General features: G+C 42.1%; 35 protein-coding genes and 2 riboswitches. Of the genes, 27 read left to right on the top strand and 8 right to left on the bottom strand.

The window, feature by feature from the left end:
• The first annotated feature begins 9 nt into the window (after positions 1–9).
• From C6Y06_RS10625 to C6Y06_RS10580, 9 genes are all read left to right on the top strand, one after another.
• A complete protein-coding gene (locus C6Y06_RS10625) occupies positions 10–882 on the top strand; it encodes an STAS domain-containing protein (RefSeq protein ID WP_034661297.1) in 873 nt (290 codons plus the stop codon).
• A gap of 177 nt (positions 883–1,059) precedes the next feature.
• On the top strand, positions 1,060–2,130 hold the full coding sequence (comGA, locus tag C6Y06_RS10615; protein ID WP_060596836.1) for a competence type IV pilus ATPase ComGA: 1,071 nt from the start codon (positions 1,060–1,062) through the stop codon (positions 2,128–2,130).
• On the top strand, positions 2,111–3,151 hold the full coding sequence (gene comGB / locus C6Y06_RS10610; protein ID WP_060596835.1) for a competence type IV pilus assembly protein ComGB: 1,041 nt from the start codon (positions 2,111–2,113) through the stop codon (positions 3,149–3,151). The genes comGA and comGB overlap by 20 nt, the downstream gene beginning before the upstream one ends.
• Before the next feature lie 16 nt (positions 3,152–3,167).
• On the top strand, positions 3,168–3,461 hold the full coding sequence (comGC, locus tag C6Y06_RS10605; protein WP_003217322.1) for a competence type IV pilus major pilin ComGC: 294 nt from the start codon (positions 3,168–3,170) through the stop codon (positions 3,459–3,461).
• Entirely contained in the window at positions 3,454–3,900 is a 447-nt protein-coding gene (gene comGD / locus C6Y06_RS10600; protein ID WP_106036861.1) for a competence type IV pilus minor pilin ComGD, read from the top strand. The genes comGC and comGD overlap by 8 nt, the downstream gene beginning before the upstream one ends.
• Positions 3,884–4,201: a competence type IV pilus minor pilin ComGE gene (gene comGE, locus C6Y06_RS10595; RefSeq protein WP_034661291.1), complete on the top strand. Its 318-nt coding sequence runs from the start codon at positions 3,884–3,886 to the stop codon at positions 4,199–4,201. The genes comGD and comGE overlap by 17 nt, the downstream gene beginning before the upstream one ends.
• Complete coding sequence (gene comGF / locus C6Y06_RS10590; RefSeq protein WP_034661289.1) at positions 4,140–4,640, top strand: competence type IV pilus minor pilin ComGF; 501 nt, start codon at positions 4,140–4,142, stop codon at positions 4,638–4,640. Before comGE ends, comGF begins: the two co-directional genes overlap by 62 nt.
• The gene (locus tag C6Y06_RS10585; RefSeq protein ID WP_034661288.1) at positions 4,637–5,020 is read left to right on the top strand and encodes a competence type IV pilus minor pilin ComGG; all 384 of its coding nucleotides are present in this window, start codon (positions 4,637–4,639) and stop codon (positions 5,018–5,020) included. The genes comGF and C6Y06_RS10585 overlap by 4 nt, the downstream gene beginning before the upstream one ends.
• Positions 5,021–5,078: 58 nt before the next feature.
• Positions 5,079–5,273 carry a YqzE family protein gene (locus C6Y06_RS10580; protein WP_024718846.1) on the top strand — a complete coding sequence of 65 codons (195 nt, stop codon included), beginning with the start codon at positions 5,079–5,081 and terminating at the stop codon, positions 5,271–5,273.
• 33 nt (positions 5,274–5,306) lie between these two features.
• Here C6Y06_RS10580 and C6Y06_RS10575 read toward each other — a convergent pair whose 3' ends face one another.
• Complete coding sequence (locus tag C6Y06_RS10575; protein ID WP_223251449.1) at positions 5,307–5,585, bottom strand: DUF3889 domain-containing protein; 279 nt, start codon at positions 5,583–5,585, stop codon at positions 5,307–5,309.
• 299 nt (positions 5,586–5,884) lie between these two features.
• Here C6Y06_RS10575 and tapA point away from each other — a divergent pair, with 299 nt between their 5' ends.
• From tapA to tasA, 3 genes are read left to right on the top strand one after another with little or no spacing between them, the layout of a single operon-like run.
• Positions 5,885–6,412, top strand: coding sequence for an amyloid fiber anchoring/assembly protein TapA (gene tapA / locus C6Y06_RS10570; protein ID WP_106036859.1), 528 nt, complete (start codon positions 5,885–5,887; stop codon positions 6,410–6,412).
• A 51-nt stretch (positions 6,413–6,463) separates the two neighbouring features.
• Complete coding sequence (gene sipW, locus C6Y06_RS10565; RefSeq protein ID WP_106036858.1) at positions 6,464–7,036, top strand: signal peptidase I SipW; 573 nt, start codon at positions 6,464–6,466, stop codon at positions 7,034–7,036.
• Positions 7,037–7,093: 57 nt separating this feature from the next.
• Positions 7,094–7,894 carry a biofilm matrix protein TasA gene (gene tasA / locus C6Y06_RS10560; RefSeq protein WP_034661283.1) on the top strand — a complete coding sequence of 267 codons (801 nt, stop codon included), beginning with the start codon at positions 7,094–7,096 and terminating at the stop codon, positions 7,892–7,894.
• 67 nt (positions 7,895–7,961) lie between these two features.
• Here the strand turns inward: tasA and sinR are convergent, their stop codons facing one another.
• The 4 genes from sinR to C6Y06_RS10540 form a co-directional block, all read right to left on the bottom strand.
• Positions 7,962–8,297: a transcriptional regulator SinR gene (sinR, locus tag C6Y06_RS10555; RefSeq protein ID WP_095285385.1), complete on the bottom strand. Its 336-nt coding sequence runs from the start codon at positions 8,295–8,297 to the stop codon at positions 7,962–7,964.
• A 33-nt stretch (positions 8,298–8,330) separates the two neighbouring features.
• Positions 8,331–8,495 carry an anti-repressor SinI family protein gene (locus C6Y06_RS10550; RefSeq protein WP_106031001.1) on the bottom strand — a complete coding sequence of 55 codons (165 nt, stop codon included), beginning with the start codon at positions 8,493–8,495 and terminating at the stop codon, positions 8,331–8,333.
• Positions 8,496–8,677: 182 nt separating this feature from the next.
• Positions 8,678–9,475 (bottom strand): YqhG family protein, encoded by a 798-nt coding sequence (locus C6Y06_RS10545; RefSeq protein ID WP_034661279.1) that lies wholly within the window; start codon positions 9,473–9,475, stop codon positions 8,678–8,680.
• A 14-nt stretch (positions 9,476–9,489) separates the two neighbouring features.
• A complete protein-coding gene (locus tag C6Y06_RS10540; protein ID WP_106036857.1) occupies positions 9,490–11,160 on the bottom strand; it encodes a DEAD/DEAH box helicase in 1,671 nt (556 codons plus the stop codon).
• 250 nt (positions 11,161–11,410) lie between these two features.
• Positions 11,411–11,518: riboswitch (glycine riboswitch) on the top strand.
• Positions 11,519–11,521: 3 nt separating this feature from the next.
• Positions 11,522–11,617: riboswitch (glycine riboswitch) on the top strand.
• Between the two features lie 104 nt (positions 11,618–11,721).
• On the opposite strand from C6Y06_RS10540, the gene gcvT reads away from it, so the two are divergent.
• Genes gcvT through gcvPB form a run of 3 tightly spaced genes read left to right on the top strand, consistent with a single transcriptional unit; the run spans position 11,722 to position 15,632 of the window.
• Positions 11,722–12,819, top strand: coding sequence for a glycine cleavage system aminomethyltransferase GcvT (gcvT, locus tag C6Y06_RS10535; protein WP_106036856.1), 1,098 nt, complete (start codon positions 11,722–11,724; stop codon positions 12,817–12,819).
• A 16-nt stretch (positions 12,820–12,835) separates the two neighbouring features.
• A complete protein-coding gene (gene gcvPA / locus C6Y06_RS10530; RefSeq protein WP_106036855.1) occupies positions 12,836–14,182 on the top strand; it encodes an aminomethyl-transferring glycine dehydrogenase subunit GcvPA in 1,347 nt (448 codons plus the stop codon).
• Positions 14,175–15,632 (top strand): aminomethyl-transferring glycine dehydrogenase subunit GcvPB, encoded by a 1,458-nt coding sequence (gene gcvPB, locus C6Y06_RS10525; RefSeq protein WP_066030668.1) that lies wholly within the window; start codon positions 14,175–14,177, stop codon positions 15,630–15,632. Before gcvPA ends, gcvPB begins: the two co-directional genes overlap by 8 nt.
• 44 nt (positions 15,633–15,676) lie before the next feature.
• Here gcvPB and C6Y06_RS10520 read toward each other — a convergent pair whose 3' ends face one another.
• A complete protein-coding gene (locus C6Y06_RS10520; protein ID WP_024718853.1) occupies positions 15,677–16,057 on the bottom strand; it encodes a rhodanese-like domain-containing protein in 381 nt (126 codons plus the stop codon).
• A 220-nt stretch (positions 16,058–16,277) separates the two neighbouring features.
• On the opposite strand from C6Y06_RS10520, the gene C6Y06_RS10515 reads away from it, so the two are divergent.
• From C6Y06_RS10515 to C6Y06_RS10505, 3 genes are all read left to right on the top strand, one after another.
• The gene (locus tag C6Y06_RS10515) at positions 16,278–17,114 is read left to right on the top strand and encodes a lipoate--protein ligase family protein (RefSeq protein ID WP_003216009.1); all 837 of its coding nucleotides are present in this window, start codon (positions 16,278–16,280) and stop codon (positions 17,112–17,114) included.
• Positions 17,115–17,199: 85 nt separating this feature from the next.
• Positions 17,200–17,634, top strand: coding sequence for a transcriptional regulator MntR (gene mntR, locus C6Y06_RS10510; RefSeq protein WP_003215946.1), 435 nt, complete (start codon positions 17,200–17,202; stop codon positions 17,632–17,634).
• A 312-nt stretch (positions 17,635–17,946) separates the two neighbouring features.
• Positions 17,947–18,822 (top strand): patatin-like phospholipase family protein, encoded by an 876-nt coding sequence (locus C6Y06_RS10505; RefSeq protein ID WP_060596829.1) that lies wholly within the window; start codon positions 17,947–17,949, stop codon positions 18,820–18,822.
• On the opposite strand, the gene C6Y06_RS10500 is transcribed toward C6Y06_RS10505, so the two are convergent.
• Together C6Y06_RS10500 and C6Y06_RS10495 are read right to left on the bottom strand one after the other, a co-directional pair.
• Positions 18,819–19,214: an SA1362 family protein gene (locus tag C6Y06_RS10500; protein WP_106036854.1), complete on the bottom strand. Its 396-nt coding sequence runs from the start codon at positions 19,212–19,214 to the stop codon at positions 18,819–18,821. The genes C6Y06_RS10505 and C6Y06_RS10500 overlap by 4 nt on opposite strands.
• A gap of 38 nt (positions 19,215–19,252) precedes the next feature.
• Positions 19,253–20,209, bottom strand: coding sequence for a DUF1385 domain-containing protein (locus C6Y06_RS10495; protein WP_060596827.1), 957 nt, complete (start codon positions 20,207–20,209; stop codon positions 19,253–19,255).
• Between the two features lie 222 nt (positions 20,210–20,431).
• Between C6Y06_RS10495 and C6Y06_RS10490 the strand changes: the two genes are divergently transcribed.
• The 9 genes from C6Y06_RS10490 (at position 20,432) to spoIIIAD (ending at position 25,954) form a co-directional block, all read left to right on the top strand.
• Entirely contained in the window at positions 20,432–20,959 is a 528-nt protein-coding gene (locus C6Y06_RS10490) for a YqhR family membrane protein (RefSeq protein ID WP_066030670.1), read from the top strand.
• A gap of 108 nt (positions 20,960–21,067) precedes the next feature.
• Positions 21,068–21,511 carry a type II 3-dehydroquinate dehydratase gene (gene aroQ / locus C6Y06_RS10485; RefSeq protein ID WP_003215787.1) on the top strand — a complete coding sequence of 148 codons (444 nt, stop codon included), beginning with the start codon at positions 21,068–21,070 and terminating at the stop codon, positions 21,509–21,511.
• On the top strand, positions 21,508–22,569 hold the full coding sequence (locus C6Y06_RS10480; protein WP_060596826.1) for a M24 family metallopeptidase: 1,062 nt from the start codon (positions 21,508–21,510) through the stop codon (positions 22,567–22,569). Before aroQ ends, C6Y06_RS10480 begins: the two co-directional genes overlap by 4 nt.
• A 25-nt stretch (positions 22,570–22,594) precedes the next feature.
• Positions 22,595–23,152, top strand: a complete 558-nt coding sequence (gene efp / locus C6Y06_RS10475; protein WP_012010541.1) for an elongation factor P — start codon at positions 22,595–22,597, stop codon at positions 23,150–23,152.
• A 382-nt stretch (positions 23,153–23,534) separates the two neighbouring features.
• Complete coding sequence (locus tag C6Y06_RS10465; protein ID WP_066030673.1) at positions 23,535–23,819, top strand: YqhV family protein; 285 nt, start codon at positions 23,535–23,537, stop codon at positions 23,817–23,819.
• Between the two features lie 66 nt (positions 23,820–23,885).
• Positions 23,886–24,809 (top strand): stage III sporulation protein AA, encoded by a 924-nt coding sequence (gene spoIIIAA, locus C6Y06_RS10460; protein WP_106036853.1) that lies wholly within the window; start codon positions 23,886–23,888, stop codon positions 24,807–24,809.
• A complete protein-coding gene (gene spoIIIAB / locus C6Y06_RS10455; RefSeq protein ID WP_034661265.1) occupies positions 24,803–25,318 on the top strand; it encodes a stage III sporulation protein SpoIIIAB in 516 nt (171 codons plus the stop codon). Before spoIIIAA ends, spoIIIAB begins: the two co-directional genes overlap by 7 nt.
• Positions 25,319–25,337: 19 nt before the next feature.
• Positions 25,338–25,544, top strand: a complete 207-nt coding sequence (gene spoIIIAC / locus C6Y06_RS10450; RefSeq protein ID WP_003153142.1) for a stage III sporulation protein AC — start codon at positions 25,338–25,340, stop codon at positions 25,542–25,544.
• Entirely contained in the window at positions 25,541–25,954 is a 414-nt protein-coding gene (spoIIIAD, locus tag C6Y06_RS10445; RefSeq protein WP_087978339.1) for a stage III sporulation protein AD, read from the top strand. The genes spoIIIAC and spoIIIAD overlap by 4 nt, the downstream gene beginning before the upstream one ends.
• Positions 25,955–25,970 lie beyond the last annotated feature (16 nt).

The raw sequence follows: 25,970 nt of genomic DNA, 5'->3' as shown, positions 1-25,970 counted from the left end.
AAGAAGTAAATGAAAAATGAAAAATCTAAGCAATTATATGAATTTATCCTAAAAGAAGCCCCTGTCATGACCGAAGAATGGCTGAAAACAAGAACAGAAGAAGGCTCATTATATTCCAAACATGCTTCAGAGGAAACGGAAATGAAGCTGAAGGAACAGAACACAGCGTTTATTCAAACCATTGCAGCAACGCTTGTGACGCTGTCAGACAAAGTAGAAAATCATTTAAAAAAATGGTCTGTTGATATTGCACGTGATCGAGCCGTTCACGAGGTGCCTTTATATGAAATCATTGGACAATTTAAGATATTCCGTCAGATTTTCTGTTCGAGAATCGAGAAATTCATACTAGAAACCGAGCTTGAAGTGACGCTCCAAGATGTGTGCGGGTGGAATCAGCATTTTCATTCCACGTTTGATAATATGATCGAGCGTTTATCAGAAGAATACGACCGTGTGACACTGAGTCAGCTAAATGCACAAAGAGAGATGATTCAGGAACTGAGTGCTCCTGTTATTCCAGTTTCAAAGGAAATTGGGATTTTGCCGCTCATCGGAGAGATTGATACGTACCGGGCCAAAATTATTCTAGAATCCGTACTAGAACAGGCTTCAAGACTGCGTCTAACGCATTTGTTTATTGATATATCAGGCGTACCGGTCGTTGATACGATGGTTGCTTATCAGCTCTTTAAAGTGGTGGATAGTGCGAAGCTTCTAGGAATCGAGACGATTATTTCAGGCATCCGCCCAGAAATTGCTCAAACCGTCGTGAAATTGGGCATTGATTTCTCAAAAGTAAATACTGAACACAGCCTTGCAAAAGCTTTAGAAAAAAGAGGATTTCGTATTTTTGAAGAACAGCCGCAAGAAGCCACATGACCAAAAAACCTGCACTTGTAAAAGTCAGGTTTTTTTATATGCTCTTTTTTAAAAAACCACGTTTTCCATCGCAAGCTGATGATTTTTTCGCATGCTTAGTCGTTAAAATGATAAAATGCTCTTTTGTCAGACAGGTTCCTCCAACTTACAATATGGTCAGAGAAGGGAGTGAACCATTTGTATGGTATTGAATATTTGGGACAAGAGCTGCTAGAAGAAGCATGCCGCATGAGAGCATCTGATGTGCATATTGTTCCAAAAGAAAAGGAAGCGTCGGTATCTTTCCGCGTAGACTCAGATTTAATTCAGCAGCGAACCATTGATAAAAAAAGCGGCGAGCGGCTCATTGCTCATTTTAAATTTTTATCATCCATGGATATCGGGGAAAAAAGGAGGCCGCAAAATGGGTCACTAGCTGTGATGCTAAGAAGCGGCCAGGTGTTTATTCGGATGTCTACCTTACCAACTGTAAATGATGAGAGTTTAGTGATTAGAATATTGCCGCAGGATCATGTTCCAAAAATAAAACATCTGTCACTATTTCCGAAAGCCTCCATCAGATTATTATCATTTTTGAATCATTCGCATGGGCTGATTTTATTTACCGGTCCAACAAATTCAGGGAAAACAACAACCCTTTATTCATTAATCCAGTTTGCAAAAAAGAATTTCAACCGAAATATTATTACACTTGAAGATCCTGTGGAAACAAGAAATGAAGAAGTGTTACAGGTTCAAGTGAATGAAAAAGCCGGCATCACATATGCCGCAGGATTACGTGCTATTTTAAGACATGATCCAGATCTGATTGTGCTAGGAGAAATAAGAGATGCCGAAACGGCCCGAACGGCAATTAGAGCAGCACTGACAGGCCATTTAGTGATGAGTACGCTTCATGCGAAAAATGCAAAAGGAGCCCTTTATCGTATGCTTGAATTTGGTGTCACGATGAATGAACTCGAACAAACGATGGTTGCGATTGCTGCGCAGCGATTAATCGAGCTCACCTGTCCTTTTTGCGGAGAAACATGTCAGCTTTACTGTAAATTAAATCGATCGGTCAGACGAACAAATGTATTTGAACTGCTGTTCGGAAAGGAGCTAGGTGAGTGTATCAAGGAGGCTAAAGGAGAATATGCTCACTCGTCATATGAAACACTGCAAAGATTAATTCGTAAAGGAGTGGCACTAGGCTATTTATCGAAAAACACCTATCATCGCTGGGTTTATGAAGAAGCAAGCCTCTAAAGCATGGTCTAAAAAGGACCAAGCGGAATGTCTATCAAAACTTGCTCAATTGATTCAGGCTGGATATACAGTGATTGAGGCATTAACGATGGTGAATATCCAGTTGTCGAATGAGCAGCAGCAACAATTAACACCGGGCATTCAGTGGCTGCTCGAAGGGGAGCCTTTTTATGTGGTGCTGGAGAGACTCCAATTTCAGCGGGAAGTCATTGCCATATTAAGTTTCTCCGAAAAGCATGGCAGTCTAGCACAAGCACTTGAACAAAGCGCGCGGTTTTTAGAGAAAAAAATCAAACAGGTAGACACGTTTAAACGCATGTTACGTTACCCGATCTTCCTCATCTTTACGGTTTTGGTCGTGCTCATACTCGTTCAACAAATGATCATTCCTCAATTTTCTCTCTTGTACTCCTCGATGGATACCCGAATGTCATGGCTGATTCAAGGTATGTTTGGACTTTTTCAATTGCTGCATGTTTCTCTCCTCCTCATCGGCTGTGTGTGTATCTGTTTGACCGGATACTATGCTGTCTTTTTTAAGAAAAAGTCCACCCTTGAGAAGCTGAGGGTGATAAGCAGGTTTCCTTTTTTATATAAAGGAATGCGGCTGATGCATACGTACCTTTTCTCTCTTCAGTTAAGCGGACTGCTTCAAGCTGGATTATCGATGTACGAGAGCTTGCTAGCTTTTAAACAGCAAAGCTACTTACCCTTTCTTCAAGAAATATCAGAACAGATGATTGAAGAGCTAAGAAAAGGAGAAAGCATGGCACATCAAGTAAGCTCGTCTCCTTTTTTCGAGAAACATTTTGCAGCCGTCATCGAGCATGGTGAAGCGAGCGGGATGCTTGCAAGAGAAATGTACACGTACAGCCAATTTCTATTAGAGAATGCAGAGCTGAAAATTGAAAAATGGATTTCGTGGCTGCAGCCGGTGATCTATGGTGTGACAGCACTTCTTATACTCATTGTGTATCTATCTATTCTTTTACCAATGTATCAACTCATGGAGCAAGTGTAAGAAGGAGGACAAAGACATGAATGATAAAGGATTTACCCTGTTAGAAATGTTAATTGTCATGCTCGTGATTTCGATTCTTTTACTTATTACCATCCCGAATATCACTCGTCACCACCAAACGATTCAAGCAAAGGGCTGTGAAGGGCTTAAATCAATGGTGAGCACACAGGTGATGGCATATGAATTAGAGCATGATGGCAAGACACCATCTTTAGCTGAATTAGAAAAAGAAGGCTATGTCAAAAAGGGATTAACGTGTCCTAATGGAAAAGCGATTGTCATTCAAAACGGCCATGTGAAGCATGAATAAATTGATTTTTCATGAGAAGGGTTTTACCCTCATTGAACAGCTAATGATCTTACTTGTTCTATCGATTCTATTGTCGATCATAGGAGGAAAAATCCCCAATTTAATAGAAGACGCTGAAGCCAAAAGACAAGTGAACATCATGAAACAAGATTTTCAATTGGCTGCTTATACTGCATTTATCAAAAAAACACGTGTGTATGTTGAATTCCATCCGCCACATGTATCGTATCAGGTAATCGATCAGAAGGATGGCGAAGTCATTACTTCTTTTCAGCAACAAAAGGGAAGCATTAAGGCTTCTACATTTCCACAAGGTATCTATTTTAATGTAAACGGACATCCAAGCAGCGGCGGGTCTCTCATCATTCAATTTGGCAGTCAAACGTATAAACTCACGATCTATTTAGGAAGCGGGCGAATCCATGTTCAAAAACAATAGAGGGTTTAGTACGATTGAGGCGCTGTTTGCTTGTCATATCTTCCTATTTGCAGCCCTTGTGCTCATGCCAGCCTATGAAAAAATCATGATAGGGAAAAATGAAGTAAGAGCCAAACTTGAAGCTTACCAAATCTTGCATGAACAGATGAATGAATCGTTCATAGATGGTACAAAACCTTCTGTCAAAAAGAAACGAGGCGACGTCACATATGTATTCAATTGGAGTAAAGAGAAGGGATGTGTATCATACAAAATACAAAAAAAGCAGACCATATGCTTTCACCATGTTGCTGAACGGTGAACAAGGTTTTACCCTTGTCCAGGCTTTGTGGCAATTACAGCTATTTTTGTTCCTTTCTTTTGGCTGTGTACTAATCTTTTCTACAGCTGAGAAAGCCCGTCCTTTTGAAGAGATTAACCGATTTTCACAAATGGAGTGGAAACAGACTGTCCTGCAATTAGATGAGGAATTAAGCCGTGCAACGGCTGTTAGATCGGTGCAAGGAGGTAAAGCGTTAGAGTATGTATCTGATCAAGGGCGAGTGGTAACGATTGAGCCATATCAAGAGATGCTTCGGAAGCGAATGGATCAAGCAGGCCATCTTCCTTTATTGCAAAAGGTGAAAGAATTTCGTGTCAGAACGAATCAATATAGAGCCATCCTGAAAGTCACAGATGAATCTGGTAAGGTGTATGAAGCCGTTTTTTTCATATATAAAGGGGTGGTTCCTACATCGTGAAAAGAGAAGGAGGATTTATCTATCCGCATGTACTAGCTGCGATTCTATTTTTTCTCTTGATCCTAGGATCAATGACGATAGGGTTTCAAAAAGAGCTGAGAAGTGCAGAGCTGACGATTTCTTTTTATAAAAAACAGCAGCTTTTCAGGGTGGGGGCGAGTGAAGCTGCCCGTACATTACATCGTTTGTGTGAAAAGCAGCATACCCATATTGACACTGAAGAAGGCCGCGTGACATTGAAGCAGATGACATGCGATCAAAAGAAAAAGCGTATCCTCATGTTAGTCAGTGTGAAAACAAAGGATGGTTTATCAGATGAGCGGGAACTGGTGCTGGATTGGAAGACCCGTGAAATCATGAAATGGGCAAACCCTGAATAGCCAGTGTATAAAATGATCCTCTTCTAGGTAACACTTGAAGAAAGAAGAGGTGAATGTGTTGAAAACCAATGACTATGTAAAATATATGACGCAGGAAATCATTAAATATATGAATACACCACGTGACGAAAGGAAGGAACATAAACAAGAGAAAATGGAAACGAAACCGCCATTTTCACAGCGTTTATTTGGGGTTCTGCCGTTTGGGTTTTCAATGATGTTAAAAAAACGTCAGCGACATCGACGAAAGTAAAAAGCCGCCAGCAGGCGGTTTTTTTATGCCCCTTTAGCTGTATTCTTCCACAACTATCACTTTATTGACCTTGTTTGAGTAAGGGTTATAAGAAATAGTGACAAATACCCCAAATTCTTTGGCGTGGTCTTTTAACGTAATATGATACTGTTTCACAGATTCCTTCTCACGATGACGGTCCCATACTTTTTGTTTGAATAAGACTTGTGCCAGCGGATATCGTTTCTTTGCTTCTTTGACTGCCCGTGTTTCCCATTGATCTGCGGCGGCAGTGAAACCTTTCGCATCAGCAGGATTGGCGTCGTGTATCATAGGGCTCAACAGTAAACTGAGCATGATTATCATCTTTCCATATTTCACTTCACATCACCTCACCTGTTATTATTCTGACCAAATGCTGCACTTTTATGTAAATTTTTAAGAAGTACAAATGTCACACAAAAAATTATTGAATACGGCGAAAGAATGAGAAAATGGAAGAATTTTCTCGTAATAGTTCTTGTTTAAGAACAAAATGGACTAATTTGACGTTTTGGGTTTTATAGGTATTTCCTTATACTGTATGTAATCGTTCTTATTAAAGAACAATCGTTCAAGGAGTTGGAGAATGAATGAAACAGTCGCTCTTTGTACTCTTTTGTACCATTTGTTTGATTTTCACATCTCTTTTGATCTCAACAACGAACGCTTCTTTTAACGATGTTGAGCACTCAAACTTTGTCATGAAAACATGCGAAAATTTTGAACAGACGGATCAGCATTGTCAGCCTACCAAATGGGATAGAAGTCATTTGGAACTCATCGATCAAACGATGAACAAAGGAACAGTCTGCGCGCCTCAAAGCTTGAGCATGACATTAAAAAATAGTGGACAATCTATTGCACACTCTGAATGGAAATGGGAATTACATAAAGTGAAAAGTGAGCAGAAGCCGCTACAAGATGGTCATATTCTTGCAAAAGGCTCTATACAGTCTCTTCTTTCACAAGAAACAACGACTGTCACGACAGATAAAGCAAAAACGAATGGAATCTATGCGTTTAAAATCTATTATCCTAAAGGTTTTGAAGGATCTGAAGAAGCATTTATATGGTCTAAACATATGCAGCTCGCAAAGTGTCAGGAAAAGGCATCCTAAATGGAGCTGCCTTTGAAATGAAACAATGATAGGCGAAGGGGAGAAGAGGTCATGAAAAAATGGATGAAGATGTCTGGAAGTATTCTTTATGTGGTGGTGTTCACGGTGATGATTGCATGTATTATTGTCGCATTGTCTTCAAGAACTACTGGGGGAGATCCTCAGATTTTCGGTTATCAATTCAAGCAAGTATTATCTGGATCAATGGAGCCAGAATTTTCGACTGGCTCACTCATTGTCGTAAAAGAAGTGACTTCACCGGAGGCGCTTAAAAAAGGAGATATTATCACGTTTCAAACGAAGCAGGACCAGTCTTATGTGACCCACCGAATTGTTGGGGTGAAAGGAAAGGGAGCAAATAAAGCCTTTGAGACGAAAGGTGACCACAATATGTATCAGGACGGCACGCTAGTAAAAGCGGATCAGGTGGCTGCGCAGTATACCGGTGTGAACATTCCTTATGCAGGAAAGCTTCTATCGTATGCAGGGACTTCGGCTGGAACTGCGTTGCTGCTCATTATACCAGGTGTGATGCTGCTCGTTTATTCCACTCTTCATTTTGTGGGCGCTGCAAAACACCGAAGACACACGGCTGATTTACATATGTCAGAGGAACAAGCTTAAATTTTCGTTTGTAACCTAATTAGGTTTCAATAAAACAATTTATTAGGGGGTTCATTCATGGCAAAGAAAAGATCAATTCGTTTAGGTGTATTATCAGGGGCTTTAGGCCTTGCATTAATCGGCGGGGGGACATGGGCGGCGTTTAACGATGTAGAAAAGGCAAACGCGGTCTACTCGACAGGAGAGCTGGATTTATCAGCAAAAGAGAACTCCGGCGCCATCAACCTTGCGAACTTAAAACCTGGTGATCGGATCAAGAAAGAATTTCATTTTGAAAATAAAGGATCGCTTGCGATCAATCAAGTGCTGATGAGTCTTGATTACAGCCAGTTTCAAGACGGAGCTTCCGCGAAGAATGGCGGTAAGAATACAGCTGAAGAATTTCTCAGCCAGTTTCAGGTGAGTGTTCTTACGGTTGGAGCCGAAGGTGGAAATGGTTATCCGAAAAATATTATCTTAGACCATGCAAACCTGCTTGACTTGCATCAACTAACGTCAAAACAGGATCAGACCGCATTTGAAAAGCTTCGTCATGCCGTCGATGAGAAGTTTTTACATGAAAGTGGGAAGATTAATGTAGCAACTGTTGATGGAACAGTGGCTCCAGAGTATGACGGCATTCCAAAGAACCCGTTTGATTACGATAAAATGGAAATGATCATTGAATTTGTCAATGACCAGACGAAGGATAAAGCTGGTCACTATATCCAAAATAAATACCAAGGCGATGCGATTCAAATTGATCTTTCCTTCGAAGCGACTCAGTGGAATGGTTTAACGATCAATCCCAAAAAGCATACGGATGAAAAAGGCTACGTGAAAGAAAACGAAAAAGCACACAGCGAAGATAAAAAATAAAGCCAGTCTTTAGACTGATATCAAGCTCTGCATAGCAATTGGAGGAGTATGCGCTAAAATGTGCGCTTTACTCCTCTTCTTGATTTTTTTTCCAGATTTGATAATCTAAAAATTCACGAAATTGCTTTTTCGAAACCCCTGATGTCATTGCATCTCGAACTAGTTTTTCCCATTCACTATCTAATTGACCATCGTATTCGGTTTCATCTTTTTCGTGTAACAGTGTATGAACCGAGACGTCCAGAACAGCGGAGACTTTTTCAAGAAATTGAATGGAGGGGTTTGTTTGCAAGTTTCTTTCTATTGAGCTTAAATAAGACTTCGCTACCCCAGCCTTTTCGGCCAGTTCTGATAGTGAGTAGCCTTTTTCATTGCGGTATTGTTTAATACGCTGGCCAATCAATGTCATCACCTTCCTTTCGATATTATAGCACATTCAGAAAGGTTTGATAGAATGACTTCTTACCAGAGGGTGAGACTCAGAGGACTTTTCACTTGATTTGAGGAATTGACGGACTTCTTCAACTGTTAGCCCTGCTTTACGAGCTTCAAGTAATAATTCAATCCATTCACTGTCTAATATGTTCGTTTTCTTTTCCATACAAATACCCTCCTAAAATACTGAATCATGTATTTCAGGCACTTAACGCATGAAATGGAAAGACACAGGTGGTAAGACCTCATAGTTTGCTTGCGTCATTTTTCCGCCCAATACAAACAGACAAACGTTGCTTTTGGCTGATCGAAAATTGTATGTCACATGAAAGGGAGGGGACCTATGGGTCAACCTCCTCTTTTTTGCTGTAAGTAAAAAAGTCCGCCATTTTCAATCGTAAGACTGATTTTTGGTTCGTATAAAGTTTTAAGTGCTTGTCTTTCTATTTCATATTCTACAGACGTGTCTGAAGTCCCTTCATAAAATTGGTTTAAAAGTTCAGTGTCTTCTTTCCATTTTTGAACAGCTCTCACCGCCCAATTGTCTGGTTCCTCATGGGCGTAACGCTCCATTAGACTATAGAGCCGTTTGACTCCGCTTTCTGGCTTGATCATTGTACTCATTGTAAAGCAATAATCGGGAATTTGAGATGACAGCTCACGGGTTTCCAGCTTTTCTTGAAATTGTTCAACGACTTCTCCGCGTATTAGATGAAGTCCTAGTGATAAAAGTTTATCCTTCTTTCGATCTGCGAGATAAGAAATTTTCACATTGAGACCAAGCCATGGCTCGAGTGCGATCTGGTTGTTCGTGAGCGGAGTGACTCGTTCATAGAGACGGATAAAACGGCCCTGCTGTTTGACAGCTTCAAATATTTGAAATAAACGAGGGGAGCCAAAGTGGATAAATTCACCCTCAATCGTATCATCCACTTTTTTTTGATCGGTGATGAGGGTCAATTGCCGCGGCTCTGGTACACCACCAGTTTTTTCAAGCCAGTGCCAATAAAAAGGGCGGTTCATAATCAATTTATCCATATCGATGGTTAGTTGTACGGTCATATGTCCTGCACTTTCTTCTAGTATGTCGCATTGATTTGCCTGAAAGAAACGGAGAAGAAAGGTATGTATGTCACGCTGCTCCATTGATCAACTCTCCTTTATGAGCCTTGCTGTCTTTTTTCTAAAAGTGGTGTTTTTGCTTCTGATAAATAGGAAGCAAACTGGGTTAATTTCTTTTTCATGTCTCCGTCTGATTCGTGCTGAAAGAGAATCTGATGTAGTTCTGTTTCGGCATCTTTGATATCTATTCGCGTTAAAATATCATCTAGATCGCCAATGACGTTTTCAAACAGCTGAATTTTTTCATATAAAAGCTTTAAGATATGTTCCTCAACGGTTCCGTTTGTTGCCATATTGTAAATGTGGACATCTCGCTCTTGTCCAAGGCGGTGGATACGTCCAATTCGCTGTTCTAGACGCATCGGGTTCCACGGAAGATCGTAGTTGATGATTTGGTTACAAAACTGAAGGTTGATTCCTTCGCCGCCCGCTTCTGTCGCAATTAACACTTGCGCCCGTTCTCTAAATAAATCTTTCATCCAATCTTTTTTGCCCCGCTTAAAGCCGCCTCGAAAAGGAACGGAGCTGATGCCATTTTGCTGAAGAAACCATTGTAAATATATTTGTGTCGCGCGGTATTCGGTGAAAATAATGACCTTTTCATTTAACTGCTGAATAAGCTTGACGACTTCAAGCGCCTTTGTGTTTTGCTGAACTTGATTGATTTTCTCCATAATTTGCGCTATAGCAGAAGATCCAAGGATATGTTTTTCATCTTCCTGCATTTTTTTAATCGTCATATAGACCGCCTCGCGGCTTGAACAGCATTCACGTTCCAAGGTCATGATGGAAAACATGTGCTTTGTATAAGACGGGTTCTCTTTCAGCTTGCAGATTTCATCATATAAAGCTTGTTCCGTTGGAGAGAAATCAATGGAAATCGTTTTGACATGCCGTTTTGTCCACTCGATGCCCGTGTCTTGCCTTCGGTTACGAATCATCACTTTATTCACAAGCTGTTTTAATCGGTCGTGGTCTTCAAGCTGTAAATCCTTTTTGGCAAAGACATCTTTAAACTGATGTTCATTCCCGAGGTGGCCTGGCTTCAGAAGGGAAACGAGATTAAATATTTCTCCGATACGGTTTTGGATAGGTGTCGCTGTCAGCAGCAGGCAGAATTTCTTATTTAGATTTCTCACAAATTCATAGTTTTTCGTTTTATTGTTTTTCAGTTTGTGTGCTTCATCAATAATGACCATATCGTAGGCAATTGATAAAATGGTGTCTCGATGCGGCTGTCTTTTGGCTGTATCAATGGAGGAAACCACGACGTCACACTGCTCCCACACGTAGCTCTTTTTTTGTTCAACAGCATCAATGTAAAATTTCGTCCGCAGCTCCTGTACCCATTGAGACACAAGGGAGGCGGGGACAAGTATGAGAATTTTTTTTGCAAGTCCACGAATCATGTATTCTTTGATAATGAGTCCTGCTTCTACGGTTTTTCCAAGTCCCACTTCATCTGCTAAAATGGCTTTTCCGTTCATCTCTTCTACGACTCTTCTGGCTACTTCAAGCTGATGTTTTAAAGGCGTGAATGCAGGCAGGTGCGCGGGAGCTTGCAGTCCTTCAAATGAATCAATGGCTGTGACTTTTTGAACCTGCGTCGCTAAACGGTACATGTCCCAGTTCGCCCAGGGGCCGTCTGCTGCAAGCCGCTGCTGAAATTCACTTGCCCATTCCTGATCAAAAATCGTTTGTATATTCAATGTGATCGCCTGCCTTTCTAATAGGTTAATGATAAAATTGTTCTGTATTTAAACGCTTCATTTTTTAAGAGGTCTTTAAAAGACTAGATATATGAATAAAAGCGAACGATAGTGAATGTTTGTTTGAAAAATGTTAATGATTTTTCTGTTGCTCTTCATCCGTTTCTAATGGTAGGATGTTGGTAAGTGATCTAGAAAATAAGTCACCCATTTTGATAGTATGTCCAATAAATGTGAAGAATATGAGCGGATGATGGTATGGGGAGAGACTTGGCGGTTATTTAGCACTGGCAGGCGCCGAAGGAGCAAGCTGAATCGTTTCAGTGAATCTCTCAGGCAAAAGTACTCTTACCGGACGCAACTCTGGAGAGTGTTTGCTCATCGATTTTTAGCAAACCACCAAAGGGGAAAACGCACAATGCTGTTGTGCTGTAAACTTTCAGGTGCAAGGACAGAGACTTCTTTTTGATAAAAGGGAGCGCTCTGTCCTTTTTTGCTGCGATTTTTTTCTGAAAATTCAGCTTGTGATCTGCACTGAAAGAAAAAAGGGGGAAACGATTGATGTTGAAACGAACACCGCTTTTTCATGCGTATGAAACGTTTGGCGCAAAAACCATTGACTTCGGGGGCTGGGAATTACCTGTCCAATTTTCTTCCATTAAAGAAGAACATGAAGCTGTTCGAACAAAAGCAGGGCTTTTTGATGTGTCTCACATGGGTGAGGTGGAAATCAAAGGTCAAGATGCCCTTCCTTTTTTACAAAGGTTATTAACCAATGATGTGTCTAAGCTGACAGACGGTAAGGCACTATATACAGCCATGTGCTATGAAGATGGCGGGACGGTGGATGATCTGCTCGTCTATCAAAAAGAAAAGAACAATTATCTGCTTGTCATTAATGCATCAAATATTGAAAAAGATGTGGATTGGCTGCTTCAGCATCAAGATGAGAACGACGTATTGATCCAAAATGTCTCGGATCAAATCGCCTTGCTAGCCCTTCAAGGACCTCTTGCTGCTGACATTATGAAAGATGTGGCGGATGAAGAGGTGACATCTCTCAAGCCATTTACATTTTTATCAAAAGCTGAGGTCGCTCAAAAAGAAGTGCTTGTTTCAAGAACGGGCTACACAGGGGAGGACGGCTTTGAAATCTACTGCCAGTCAGAAGATGCGGTCCACATCTGGTCGGCTTTATTAGAAGCAGGCGAGCCAAAAGGGTTAATACCGTGCGGGCTCGGTGCACGTGACACCTTAAGATTTGAAGCAAGACTTCCGCTTTATGGCCAGGAGCTGACAAAGGATATCTCTCCATTAGAAGGCGGGATTGGCTTTGCTGTCAAAACGGATAAAGAAGCCAATTTTATTGGCAAAGAAGCGCTCAAAAAGCAAAAAGAAGAGGGAGCGAAGCGAAAGCTTGTCGGCATTGAAATGATCGATAAAGGGATTCCGCGCACAGACTATCCGGTCTTTTCAGGAGAAAAGCAGATTGGGGTTGTCACAACCGGCACACAATCCCCAACATTAAAGAAAAATGTCGGGCTTGCTTTGATCGAATCTTCTCAGGCGCAGCTTCAGGCAGAGGTGGAAGTACAAGTTCGCAAAAAACGTCTAAAAGCTAAAATCGTCGCAACACCATTTTATAAAAGAGCCAAATAACGAGGGGGAATAGAGGATGAAGCACAGGTATCTGCCGCAAACCGAGCGAGATCAAAAAGAAATGCTGGATGTCATCGGCGTTCAGTCGATTGATGAGCTTTTTTCAGATATCCCAGAAAAAGTGAGATTTAAAGGAGCATACAACATTAAAGAAGCCGCATCTGAAACAGAGCTTGTAAGGGAATTATCCCGATTAGCTGCAAAGAATAAGGATACGGTTTCCTATGCATCGTTTCTTGGTGCCGGTGTATATGATCATTACCAGCCTGTCATTGTTGATCATGTCATCTCACGTTCCGAATTTTATACAGCATACACACCTTATCAGCCGGAGATTTCGCAAGGTGAACTACAAGCCATTTTTGAATTTCAAACAATGATTGCTGAGCTGACGGGTATGGATCTTGCCAACTCCTCGATGTATGATGGCGGGACGGCATTAGCTGAAGCGGCGATGCTGGCTGCGGGACACACAAAAAAGAAAAAAGTGGTTGTTTCTGAAACGGTTCACCCTGAATCAAGAGCAGTGCTAAAAACATACGCCAAAGGACAGCACATCGAAGTTGTTGAAGTGCCTGCAAAAAAAGGGCAGACGGATCTAGCAGCATTAGAGAAGGCCGTCTGTGACGATACAGCAGCAGTTCTTATGCAATATCCAAACTTCTTTGGTGTCGTCGAACCGTTAAAAGACATTGAACCTATTGCGCATAAAGGAAAAAGTCTGTTCATTGTCTCAAGTAATCCGCTTGCACTCGGGTTACTGACGCCGCCAGGTAAACTTGGGGCAGACATTGTCGTTGGTGATGCACAGCCGTTTGGCATTCCAGCAGCGTTTGGCGGGCCGCATTGCGGATATTTTGCTGTGACGAAAAAGTTGATGCGAAAAGTGCCAGGTCGTTTAGTCGGGCAGACAGAAGATGAAAATGGTGTTCGTGGGTTTGTGCTGACCCTTCAAGCGCGTGAGCAGCATATTCGGAGAGATAAAGCGACGTCCAATATTTGTTCGAATCAGGCATTAAATGCATTAGCCGCTTCCGTTGCCATGACAGCACTCGGAAAAACAGGCATCAAAGACATCGCCTATCAAAACGTGCAAAAAGCGCACTATGCTAAGATGCAGGCTCAAACATATGGACTGCTTGCTGATATAGAAGGGGCCCATTTTAATGAATTTGTGATCAAATTACAAGAGCCTGTGAAAGAAGCCAATAAACGATTGCTTGAAAAAGGAATCATCGGCGGCTATGACTTAGGGATAGACTACCCAGAGCTTCAACATCACATGCTTGTCGCCGTAACAGAGCTAAGAACGAAAGAAGAAATTGATACGTTCATTAAGGAATTGGGGGATCGCCATGAATAAACAAGATCAGCCGCTTATTTTTGAATTATCCAAAGAAGGAAGAATTGGTTATAGCCTGCCTGATTTAGATGTACCTGAACAGGAGATCCCGTCTTTATTTGATGACACGTATATCCGTCATGAGGATGCTGAGCTTCCTGAAGTATCTGAGCTTGATATCATGCGTCATTATACAGCATTATCAAGACGTAATCATGGGGTCGATTCCGGATTTTATCCTCTTGGCTCTTGTACGATGAAATATAATCCGAAGATTAATGAAAAGGTCGCACGCCTTGCAGGCTTCGCGCAAGTCCATCCACTACAGGAGGCAGACACTGTGCAAGGTGCATTAGAGTTACTCCACGACCTGGGTGCTCATCTTGAAGAAATTACTGGGATGGACGCTGTGACATTACAGCCTGCGGCAGGAGCACACGGGGAATGGACAGGACTCATGATGATCCGTGCGTACCATGAAGCAAGAGGAGACCATAAGCGAACAAAAGTCATTGTGCCTGATTCTGCCCATGGAACGAACCCGGCATCTGCGACAGTGGCCGGATTTGAAACCATTACCGTCGCATCTGATGCGAATGGGCTTGTTGATTTAGAGGACCTGCGCCGTGTTGTCAATGAAGAAACAGCTGCTTTAATGCTGACGAATCCGAATACACTCGGTCTATTCGAAGAAAATATTTTAGAAATGGCTGAAATCGTTCATGGAGCTGGCGGTAAGCTTTATTATGACGGAGCCAACTTGAATGCCGTTTTAAGCAGAGCAAGACCGGGGGATATGGGGTTTGACGTCGTTCACTTAAATCTCCATAAAACCTTTACAGGTCCACATGGAGGCGGAGGCCCTGGTTCAGGTCCTGTTGGTGTAAAAAAGGATTTGATTCCGTACTTGCCAAAGCCGGTACTTGTGAAGAAGGAAGGCCGCTTTTACTTTGATGATGATCGACCAGAATCAATTGGCCGCGTGAAGCCGTTCTATGGCAACTTTGGCATTAACGTCAGAGCATATGCGTACATTCGCTCTATGGGTCCAGACGGCCTAAAGGCTGTAACGGATAATGCCGTGTTAAATGCGAACTATATGATGCGCCGCTTAAGTGCTCATTTCGATTTGCCATTTGACCGTCACTGTAAGCATGAATTTGTTCTTTCAGGTAAACGTCAGAAAAAATTAGGTGTGCGGACACTCGATATTGCTAAACGATTACTTGATTTTGGCTATCATCCGCCAACGATCTACTTCCCGCTCAATGTAGAGGAATGTATCATGATTGAACCAACTGAAACAGAATCAAAAGAAACTCTTGATGCCTTCATCGAAGCGATGATTCAGATTGCCAAAGAAGCAGAAGAGAATCCAGAAGTGGTACAGGAAGCGCCGCATACGACGGTCGTCAAACGAATGGACGAAACAAAGGCCGCGCGGAATCCAGTCCTCGTTTTTGAAAGATAAAGAAAAAAAGACTCAGGGGGACCACGCTCCCAGAGTCTTTTTTGTTAGTTCTTTGTTTTGATGCGGCCGCCCCATTTTTTAAAGCCGCCTTTTAAATTATAAATCTCACGACAGCCGTTTTTACGTAAAGTTTGAGCTGCTTTTCCGCTTCTTAAATTGTTTTGGCAATAGAGATAAACAGGCTTGTCAGGACGAATTTCATTTTTGCGCTGCTTTAGCTGGGAAAGGGGGATGTTTCTTGCCCCTAAAATATGTCCGCCTTCAAACTCATTTGGCTCTCTCACATCAATGAGTTGAGCTTTGCGGTAACCTTTAATAAATTCTGCTTCCGTCAGCGTTTTCATAATGCGCTGCTGATAAATGTAGCTGCCGATGGAATAAAGAACGAAAAGTCCACAAAGTGAGAGGACGATATAGTTGAATATTGACAATACAACTCGACTCCTTCTTGAGCATCAGCACAGTAGCCTGTCTGATGGTACGTTTTAGACAAATACTATTATAGTAAAGCAAAAGAAACTTGTCATCATAAATGGTAAGAATTATTTTCAATTCGTTCCCTATTTGATAGACTGATGAAGAGAGAAAACCGGTGGCCATCACCATCATCTAACATTGACTACGTAAAAGAGAAGGGATTTTTATATGCAAAAAGAGAAATGGTGTTTCATTGATACAGGAAATCAAGACCCTGCCTTTAACATGGCAATGGATGAAGCCTTGCTTTATTGGCATAGTGAGAAGCTCATCCCGCCTGTCATCCGTTTTTATGGATGGAATCCGGCGACATTGTCTGTTGGATATTTTCAGCATGTTGAAAAGGAAATCAACATGGAAGCAGTCGAGCGCTATGGTCTTGGGTTTGTCCGTAGACCAACTGGAGGGCGGGGGGTTCTTCATGATCAGGAGCTGACCTACAGCGTGATTGTGTCAGAGGAACATCCAGAAATGCCAGCGACGGTGACAGAGGCATACCGCGTCATTTCAGAAGGCATTTTAGAGGGCTTTAAAGAACTGGGACTCGATGCATATTTTGCCATTCCTCGTACAGATAAAGAAAAAGAAAGCTTAAAAAATCCAAGATCGTCTGTATGCTTCGATGCTCCTTCCTGGTATGAGCTTGTCGTAGAAGGCAGAAAGGTAGCAGGCAGTGCTCAAACGAGACAAAAAGGAGTGATCCTCCAGCACGGCTCCATCTTAATTGACCTTGATGAGGACAAATTGTTCGATTTATTTCTTTATCCAAACGACCGTGTGAGAGAGCGGATGCAGCGGAGCTTTAAAAACAAAGCGGTCGCCATCAATGAAATCTCAGACCGAACTTGTACAATAGACGATGCGCGTGTTGCGTTTAAACGAGGATTTGAAAAAGGGTTAAATATTGAGCTTGTGCCTTATGAGCTGACAGATGAAGAATTAGCGTTTGTCCATCATCTCGCCAAAACGAAATATGCCTCAGACGAGTGGAATTACAAGCGTTAAGACAGTGGACACTCCTTGTTTTTTAATGGGCGATGGTGTAGAATTGTTATGATTATTAAGTAAAGGTGCATTATGGAGGGGTTTTATGACTACACCTAGTATGGAAGATTACATTGAACAAATATATATGCTGATAGAAGAAAAAGGATATGCCAGAGTCTCTGATATTGCAGAAGCACTCGCTGTCCATCCCTCCTCTGTAACAAAAATGGTTCAGAAGCTAGATAAAGATGAATACCTCATTTATGAGAAGTATCGTGGTCTAATTTTAACCCCGAAAGGCAAAAAAATTGGAAAACGTCTCGTATACAGACATGAACTGCTAGAGCAATTTTTAAGAATCATTGGTGTAGATGAAGAGAAAATTTATGATGATGTAGAAGGCATTGAACATCATCTCAGCTGGAACAGCATTGACCGCATCGGCGATCTTGTTCAATTCTTTGAAGAAAACGACGAGCGATCTGTTCAGCTGAAAGCGATTCAAAAGAAAAACGAACAAACAAATCAAGAATCTTAAGAAAAAGGACACCCTTAGCAAGGGTGTTCTTTCATATTGTTGACAAAGGGCTAAAATGAACTTTATTTTAGCCCTTTGTCTTCTGTTTTTTCAGCGTGACTTGAAAACCTTTGCAGTCTAGGAAGGACGAGTACCGGAGCGGAGCGAATTTGACATTCGTGAGCACCGGAGCGCAGACCTGACACCGAATGCGAGGGTTTGTCCGCGCGCTGAAAGGACACCCTCAGCATGGGTGTCCTTTTTGATTAAAGTTCTAATTGAAAGCATATGCTCTTACACTATTAATAGCGTGATATCAAAGGGGGCTCCTTGATGAAGATAGATGGTGTGTTCTCAGGTGGAGGCATTAAAGGGGCAGCACTTGCGGGTGCCTATGAAGCGCTTGAAGCGAGAGGATATCAATTTGTCCGCCTTGCTGGTACAAGTGCTGGAGCGATCATTGCTTCATTCATCGCAGCAGGTTTTACTAGTCAGGAGATTCGGGAGCTTTTAGATGAAATGGAGGAACATCACTTACTTGACAGGAGATGCCAATTCATTCCGTTTCAAATGCTCAGGTGGGTATCCATTTACTGGCGCCTCGGTCTGTACAAAGGCGACCGGCTGGAAAAATGGCTGACAGACGTTTTAAAACGAAAAGGGGTTACCGTATTTGGAGATCTCAAAAAAGATTCGCTGAAAATTGTTGCCTCCGATTTAACAAATGGGAAAATCCTCGTGCTGCCAGACGACCTTCCTTCATACGGCTTAAATCCAGAGCGCTTTTCCGTTGCAAGGGCGATTCGGATGAGTTGCAGCCTGCCGTATTTTTTCGAGCCTGTCAAACTAAGGTCATCAAAAGGCATTTGTACCATTGTGGATGGAGGAGTGCTTAGCAATTTTCCAATTTGGTTGTTTGCGGAAGAGAAAAAAAGACCGTTCGTCGGTGTCACATTAACCCCAAACGAAAAAGAACGCCCTCAACACTCCATCCGCAATGCGTTTGAACTGTTTGGCGCTCTTTTTGAAACGATGCGTGGTGCTCATGACGAAAGACACATTGCCACAAAACACGAACGTCATGTTATTTTTATTCCTGTAGAACACGTCATTGCCACTGATTTTCATCTGAAGACAGAAAAGAAAAAGGCGCTTGTCGATCTAGGCAGACAGAAAGCCGAGCAATTTTTAAAAAGCTGGACATTTTAAAACAAGGCGCGATTTTTCTTTTTGTTTTTCTTGCCTTCAATCACAGTTAACTGTGTTTGGCTTTTCTTTTTGAGAAGGACGGGCTTAGACTTGTGGTCAGTCGGCACGCTTCGCAAATGAGTGACCCGATTTTTCATCTGGCTTTTCGTTTTTGGTTTAGGCTGCTGGTAGCGACGTTTTGATTGTTTGACTGCTTTACGATAAAGATTGCCCTCTGTTCCAGTTCTTCGATTCATCAGCCATCTAAATAGGAAAAATAGAACCGCTCCAATGATCACAACTGATAGCAGCATTGTAAAAAGTCTGCCTGGATTCGTTGTGAGTAAATACACAAATCCCAAAACACCTAAAGCGAAAATAATGGTAAAAGCAGGATGTACTCGGCGATTCATAACTGTCCACCTCCGAAGGAATTTACCGGATTTATAAGTTAGATCACTTGATGAGCAGAATCTGATGCTTGTTTCTCAGACGCTTCCTCTAAACGAAGAAGTTCATTAAAACTTGCAATGGCTACCTCGACTTGATCGTCAGAGGGTTCTTTTGTTGTGAGCAATTGCAGCCAAAGGCCAGGATAGCCAAGCACTTTAAGCACAGGCACTTCTCGGAGTTTGTTCGTGAGCTGAAGCACTTCAAATGAAATGCCCAGAACAACCGGAATGAGCGCCAAGCGATTCAGAACTCTCACCCATAAAGGATCTGTCGGTACGAGTAAATAGACGAACATTCCGACAATGACAGTGAATAAAATAAAGCTGCTACCGCATCGATAATGCAGCCGTGATTGTTTTTGTACATTTTCCACTGTGATGTCAAGATTCTGTTCATAGCAGTTTATGACTTTATGTTCTGCGCCATGATATTGAAATACCCTTTTAATTAAAGGGGTCATGGAAATAAAGTAAATGTAGCCTAATAACAGGACCAGTTTAAAGAATGTTTCCACTGCGATTTGTGCGAAATTCCCTGAAAAGACGGGCCGCACCAGTTCAGCTAAAAAGACAGGTACTAGGGTAAAGACAAATTTACTAAAGAGAAGAGAGAGAACTCCGATTACAGCAATGCCGAAAATCATGGATAATTTCGAGCTTTTTTGTTCTTTTTCAAGAGTATGATCTTCTGAAGGATCTAAGTCATAGCGCTCGCTGGAGAAGTTCAAGTGCTTACTGCCATTTGCGCTTGCTTCAACAAGTGCAGCAACACCCCTGACAAAGGGGATTTTCTTGAGAAAGGCGGTTCGTTTATTGGAGGTCCGGGGAAGCTTCAAAAACTCAATGGACTGATCCTTTCGCCGAATCGCTGTCACATAGTTCTTTTTACCTCCAAACATGACACCTTCGACAACTGCCTGCCCTCCATATGCTGGACGTTTTGTTTGATTGGACATATTTCATCAACCTGCCTGTTTCCTGTAATTTACATGCATTTCCTTATACCTTTATTGTACAGGAAATGAGGGGAAATCACTAGCGCACAAGTCGATTATCTACTAGAATTCTATCTACCTCTTTTTAGCCAGTATACCCTGTTATAAAAATTTTACACTCACGTATGGAAATCCTTTTTTTTATGACATTTTGGACATACTACTTGCTGGAGGTGTTCACAAATGAAACGTGATGAAAAGAAAAACCAAGAAGAGACAAATCAGGCTGTACAAACGTCATCGCTGTGGGCAAGAGCAGCTGCGACAGGCTTTGTTGGCGGTGTTTTTTGGGGCTTTATCGGGTTTCTGACCCATATGTTTCATTTCTCAGAGGTGAGTCCCAATATGCTCCTTCAGCCTTTTGTGCTCGGAGAGTGGAAAAAGGGAGGACTTGGCACTTTTATTAGTATTGTGCTTTTAGGGGTTTTATCGATTGGAGCAGCCTTTATTTATTATGGGGTTTTAAAACGAATCAAAGGCTATTGGATGGGGCTGATATATGGCGCGCTTTTATGGCTGCTCGTTTTTTACGTATTTAATCCGATTTTCCCAGATGTAAAGCAAGTCCAAGATTTGCAGCAAAGCACCATCGTCACGACATTTTGCCTATATATTTTATATGGCATGTTTGTCGGGTACAGTATTTCGTTTGAATATAATGAATTAACGAGTCAGAAGCTTGCAAGGGCACTCGGGAAAAAGACAGAATAAAGTGTAAATCACCTATTCATATGATAAAATATTTTTGGAAACGAAAGGTTTCTAATGAAAAAGAAACAGATCTCGATATAGATTGAATTAGGGTGAAGGAGTGGTTGTATGCCTCATTTTCTTGTGCTGAATGGGCCCAATTTAAATAGGCTTGGCAAAAGAGAGCCGGCTGTTTACGGAAGTAAGACGCTGACAGATTTAGAAACGGATTTGTTCCAGTTTGCAGAAAGAGCCAATATCCAGTTAACGTTCTTTCAATCGAATCACGAAGGGGATTTGATTGATGCGCTCCACGAGGCAGAAGATCAGTACGATGGAGTCGTGTTTAACCCGGGTGCTTTTACACACTACAGCTATGCGCTGAGAGATGCCATTGCAAGTATTTCTTTATCCGTCGTCGAAGTACATATCTCAAACGTTCATAAGAGAGAGGAATTCCGCCATCATTCTGTACTTGCTCCAGTATGCCAAGGGCAAATCGTTGGTCTTGGTTTAGAAGGGTATAAATTGGCGATTCGTTATTTAGTGAGTGAAGGGGGAGCAGTATCATGAAACTTGAAAAGTTAAGAACACTTTTATCTGAATTAGAGATCGATGGTCTTGTCATTACGAGCAGCTTTAATTTACAGTACATGACCAGCTTTACTGGCTCAGCCGGTCTTGCAGTTGTTTCAAAGGACCAGGCAGCTTTTATCACGGATTTTCGTTATACAGAGCAAGCGAAGGACCAAGTAAAAGGCTACGACATTATTGAACATAAAGGAAACATCGTGGAAACCGCAGCCCAAACGGCAAAGGAATTTGGGATAAAACGCCTTGGGTTTGAACAACATCATATGACATTTGCCACGTACCAGCAGTATGCAGATAAAGCAGGCGATATAGAGCTTGTTCCGGTCTCAGAATCAGTTGAAAAGTTGCGCTTGATTAAGTCTAGTGAAGAGATTAAGATATTAGAGGAAGCTGCGAAGATTGCAGATCACGCCTTTGATCATATTCTCACTTACATCAAGCCGGGCTTGACGGAAATTGCTGTCATGAACGAGCTTGAATTTTTCATGAGAAAAGAAGGCGCTGAAGGATCTTCATTCGATATGATTGTCGCCTCAGGTGTTCGTTCAAGCCTGCCGCACGGAAGAGCGAGTGAAAAGGTGATTGAATCTGGTGATTTAGTCACACTCGATTTTGGTGCTTACTATAAAGGTTATTGTTCTGATATGACTAGAACGATTGCTGTCGGCACACCGAGCGATAAGCTAAAGGAAATTTATCATATCGTATTAGAAGCAGAAAACGCTGGTGTGGATAGAATCAAGCCAGGCTTAACAGGAAAAGAAGCTGATCGCATCACACGTGACATCATTGAAAAGTATGGCTATGGTCAATACTTCGGGCATTCAACTGGCCACGGGCTAGGGATGGAAGTACATGAAGCGCCAGGCCTTTCCTCACGATCAGAGGTCGTCTTAGAAGAAGGAATGGTCGTGACAGTTGAGCCGGGAATTTACTTGCCGGATGTCGGCGGCGTGAGAATTGAGGATGATATTGTCCTGACAGCTGACGGCAATAAACGATTGACCCACTCACCGAAAGAACTTATCATATTATGATGGTGAAATGTAGGAGGATGACAAAATGATTTCAGTAAACGATTTTCGTACAGGCCTGACAATTGAAGTGGACGGCGGTATTTGGCGTGTAGTGGATTTCCAACACGTAAAGCCAGGGAAAGGCGCAGCGTTTGTTCGTTCGAAACTGCGTAACCTGCGTACTGGTGCCATTCAAGAAAAAACATTCCGTGCAGGCGAAAAAGTAGCGAAAGCTCAAATTGAAACAAAAACAATGCAGTACTTGTACGCAAATGGCGACCAGCATGTCTTCATGGATACAAGTTCTTATGAGCAGCTTGAACTAAGTGAAACACAAATTAAAGATGAGCTGAAATATTTGCTAGAAAATATGTCAGTTCAAATTGTGATGTACGGTGCTGAAACACTTGGAGTAGAACTTCCAAACACGGTAGAACTAGAAGTAGTAGAAACAGAGCCTGGTATTAAAGGTGACACAACATCAGGTGGCTCAAAACCTGCAAAAACTGAAACTGGTTTAATCGTCAACGTTCCTTTCTTTGTGAACCAAGGAGATAAACTAGTCATTAATACATCAGACGGTTCATACGTGTCAAGAGCGTAATGAACGAAGAAAGACTGTAAACCTCGTGTTTACAGTCTTTTTAGATTGTTGACAAAGGGCTAAAATGACGTTTATTTTAGCCCTTTGTCTTCTTTTCAGCGTGATAGAAAACCTTTGAAGTCTAGGAAGGACGAGCACCGAAGCGGAGCGAATTTGCCATTCGTGAGCATCGGCGCGCAGGACTGACACCGAATGCGAGGGTTTGTCTACACGCTTTGACTGTAAACGTCGTGTTTACAGTCTTTTTTTATTGTAAAACATGTAAGACTCCTCAAAAGGCAGACCTTCTCTCAATTCTCTCATTCATCTCTTTTCCTTTCTGAAAAACAAGACTACTTCCATCTAGACAAGCATATAGTGTAAAAAAAGCTGGAGGTTCTATATGAAACCATTTCTTTTCCCAGGCATCCATCCGTCAGTAGCTGCAATGGCCGGCATGAGGTTCTTATCGGCAGCGATTGAACTGACGGCCGCCATCCTCATTTTAGTCACAAATGACGTTCGAAAAGCGGTTGTCATCAATAGTATATTGGCGATCATTGGGCCGCTCATTTTTATTATCACGATGACGATTGGAATCTATCAAATTGCAGGGCAGTTATCCTATGCCAAGCTCGTCTTTATTTTCATTGGTGTCGTGTTTATTCTTGTTGGGATCTATAAGTGAAACGGCTTGGCATAATTAACGGCTCCCATCATACATTTTAGAGAAGAAAAAAAGGAGGGGAATTCGTTGCGGAGTTTGTTGGATATTCTCCCGCACTCGATTGGACAAGAACTTAGACTGCTAAAAGAAGCAGAATGGGATCAAATAGAAGAAATCCGCATTCGCACGGATCGTCCTATTGAATTGATGCAAAGAGGAAAACCGCGCTTTCTTTCTTATCGCACAACAGGAGAAGATGCGTCTCAGCTATTAGGCAGGCTGAGCAATTACAGCATGTACACACTTGAAGAGGAGCTAAAGCAAGGCTACATCACCATATCTGGCGGACACCGGGTGGGAATTGCAGGAAAGGTGATCGTTGAAAACGGCATTGTCAAAGGATTAAGAGATATCTCTTCATTTAATATCCGCATCGCAAAAGAAAAAATCGGGATTGCGCTTCCCTTTCTTCCTTATTTATATGACGAGCACTGGTGCAATACACTCATCATCGGTCCACCGCAAACAGGGAAAACGACATTATTGCGGGATGTAGCAAGACTGGCTAGTACTGGCACAAAAGCAATTCCTCCTAAAAAAACAGGCATTATAGATGAGCGTTCCGAAATCGCTGGGTGTATAAGAGGGGTGCCGCAGCACCAGTTTGGACACCGGGTTGATGTGCTCGATGCGTGTCCAAAGGCTGAAGGTTTGATGATGATGATTCGATCTATGAGTCCAGAGGTCATGATTGTCGATGAAATCGGAAAAAGCGAGGATGTACAGGCACTTTTAGAAGCGATTCATGCCGGAGTCACCATTATCGTCTCAGTTCATGGCTATTCACTTGAAGATGTGTATAGACGCCCATCATTGAAGCCGTTATGGGAGCTTCGAGTATTTGAACGATATGTTGAATTAAATCGCAAGAATGGTCCCGGCACGATTAGGCGGATATATGACCAAGACGGACAAGAGATGAAATGGAGGCGGGGAGTGGACGTATGTTAAAGCTCATTGGCGCTATCTTGATTGTCGCGGCTACGACTTGGGGAGGGTTCGAGTTTGCCAAACGATATAGCGACCGGCCGAAACAAATTCGGCAGCTTCGGTTTGCGCTCCAGTCTCTTGAAGCTGAAATTATGTATGGGCAAACGCCTCTAGCGCGGGCTGCAGAGCAAATTGCGTCGCAAGTAGGTCCTCCTGTGAATCGGTTATTTGAACAATTTGCAGAAAAACTCAAAGTCGGAACTTTTTCGGCACGGCATGCATGGAATGAGAGTCTTGAGGATGTTTGGAAAAAAACCGTTTTGAAAAAAGGCGAATATGAGGCACTGAAGCACTTTGGAGAAACACTTGGCCAGCATGATGTCACGTCTCAGCAAAAGTATATCAAGCTTGCTTTAGGTCATTTGGAATCGGAGGAGAAGGAAGCTGAAATTGCCCAAGCGAAAAATGAAAAAATGGTCAGAAGTCTCGGATTTTTAAGCGGATTACTACTGATTCTTTTATTGATGTGAGAGGAAGGGAGTCGAGAGCATGGGCGTTGATGTAAACGTCATTTTTCAAATTGCGGGAGTAGGCATCGTTGTGGCATTCCTCCATACGATTTTAGATCAAATGGGGAAAAAGGAGTACGCTCAGTGGGTCACGCTGCTTGGGTTTATCTACATTTTGTTTATGGTGGCAACCATTGTAGATGATTTGTTTAAAAAGATTAAAGCCGTATTTCTATTTCAAGGATAGGGGAGGGCTTACAAATCGAAATCATACAAATTGTTGGACTTGGTTTAATCGCTACTTTTTTAGCATTAATCGTCAAAGAACAAAAGCCGACCTTCGCCTTTATGCTTGTTGTTTTTACAGGATGTGTGATTTTTCTTTATTTAATTGATCAAATCTATGCCATTATCTCGATGATTGAAAAAATTGCGGCAAGCGCCGGCGTCAATATGAAGTATGTTGAAACCATTTTAAAAATTATTGGCATTGCCTATATTGCAGAATTCGGCGCCCAGCTGACAAAAGATGCTGGACAAGGCGCCATTGCATCAAAAATAGAGCTTGGCGGCAAAATTCTCATCTTGGTCATGGCAGTCCCTATTTTAACAGTCATCATTGAGACCATCTTAGGTATGATCCCGTCCATGACGTAATTGAAAAGAGGTGATG

The sequence above is a fragment of the Bacillus sp. MZGC1 genome, assembly GCF_002998605.1.
Lineage (GTDB): Bacteria > Bacillota > Bacilli > Bacillales > Bacillaceae > Bacillus.
The sequence above is the reverse complement of the archived record's forward strand: the minus strand, read 5'-3'. Positions and strand labels throughout refer to the sequence as shown.

Bases quoted from the DNA above. Each gene is read 5' to 3' on its own strand.
- C6Y06_RS10515 (WP_003216009.1), top strand. From the start codon at position 16,278: ATGCAAAAAGAGAAATGGTGTTTCATTGATACAGGAAATCAAGACCCT.
- gcvT (WP_106036856.1), top strand. From the start codon at position 11,722: ATGTTGAAACGAACACCGCTTTTTCATGCGTATGAAACGTTTGGCGCA.
- C6Y06_RS10550 (WP_106031001.1), bottom strand. From the start codon at position 8,495: ATGGAAAAGAAAACGAACATATTAGACAGTGAATGGATTGAATTATTA.
- gcvPB (WP_066030668.1), top strand. From the start codon at position 14,175: ATGAATAAACAAGATCAGCCGCTTATTTTTGAATTATCCAAAGAAGGA.
- sipW (WP_106036858.1), top strand. From the start codon at position 6,464: ATGAAAAAATGGATGAAGATGTCTGGAAGTATTCTTTATGTGGTGGTG.
- C6Y06_RS10545 (WP_034661279.1), bottom strand. From the start codon at position 9,475: ATGGAGCAGCGTGACATACATACCTTTCTTCTCCGTTTCTTTCAGGCA.
- C6Y06_RS10625 (WP_034661297.1), top strand. From the start codon at position 10: ATGAAAAATGAAAAATCTAAGCAATTATATGAATTTATCCTAAAAGAA.
- comGB (WP_060596835.1), top strand. From the start codon at position 2,111: ATGAAGAAGCAAGCCTCTAAAGCATGGTCTAAAAAGGACCAAGCGGAA.
- efp (WP_012010541.1), top strand. From the start codon at position 22,595: ATGATTTCAGTAAACGATTTTCGTACAGGCCTGACAATTGAAGTGGAC.
- C6Y06_RS10505 (WP_060596829.1), top strand. From the start codon at position 17,947: ATGAAGATAGATGGTGTGTTCTCAGGTGGAGGCATTAAAGGGGCAGCA.
- gcvPA (WP_106036855.1), top strand. From the start codon at position 12,836: ATGAAGCACAGGTATCTGCCGCAAACCGAGCGAGATCAAAAAGAAATG.
- C6Y06_RS10465 (WP_066030673.1), top strand. From the start codon at position 23,535: ATGAAACCATTTCTTTTCCCAGGCATCCATCCGTCAGTAGCTGCAATG.
- tasA (WP_034661283.1), top strand. From the start codon at position 7,094: ATGGCAAAGAAAAGATCAATTCGTTTAGGTGTATTATCAGGGGCTTTA.
- C6Y06_RS10575 (WP_223251449.1), bottom strand. From the start codon at position 5,585: ATGATACACGACGCCAATCCTGCTGATGCGAAAGGTTTCACTGCCGCC.
- C6Y06_RS10490 (WP_066030670.1), top strand. From the start codon at position 20,432: ATGAAACGTGATGAAAAGAAAAACCAAGAAGAGACAAATCAGGCTGTA.
- C6Y06_RS10500 (WP_106036854.1), bottom strand. From the start codon at position 19,214: ATGAATCGCCGAGTACATCCTGCTTTTACCATTATTTTCGCTTTAGGT.
- spoIIIAC (WP_003153142.1), top strand. From the start codon at position 25,338: ATGGGCGTTGATGTAAACGTCATTTTTCAAATTGCGGGAGTAGGCATC.
- aroQ (WP_003215787.1), top strand. From the start codon at position 21,068: ATGCCTCATTTTCTTGTGCTGAATGGGCCCAATTTAAATAGGCTTGGC.
- spoIIIAB (WP_034661265.1), top strand. From the start codon at position 24,803: ATGTTAAAGCTCATTGGCGCTATCTTGATTGTCGCGGCTACGACTTGG.
- C6Y06_RS10480 (WP_060596826.1), top strand. From the start codon at position 21,508: ATGAAACTTGAAAAGTTAAGAACACTTTTATCTGAATTAGAGATCGAT.
- tapA (WP_106036859.1), top strand. From the start codon at position 5,885: ATGAAACAGTCGCTCTTTGTACTCTTTTGTACCATTTGTTTGATTTTC.
- C6Y06_RS10495 (WP_060596827.1), bottom strand. From the start codon at position 20,209: ATGTCCAATCAAACAAAACGTCCAGCATATGGAGGGCAGGCAGTTGTC.
- comGC (WP_003217322.1), top strand. From the start codon at position 3,168: ATGAATGATAAAGGATTTACCCTGTTAGAAATGTTAATTGTCATGCTC.
- comGD (WP_106036861.1), top strand. From the start codon at position 3,454: ATGAATAAATTGATTTTTCATGAGAAGGGTTTTACCCTCATTGAACAG.
- mntR (WP_003215946.1), top strand. From the start codon at position 17,200: ATGACTACACCTAGTATGGAAGATTACATTGAACAAATATATATGCTG.
- comGE (WP_034661291.1), top strand. From the start codon at position 3,884: ATGTTCAAAAACAATAGAGGGTTTAGTACGATTGAGGCGCTGTTTGCT.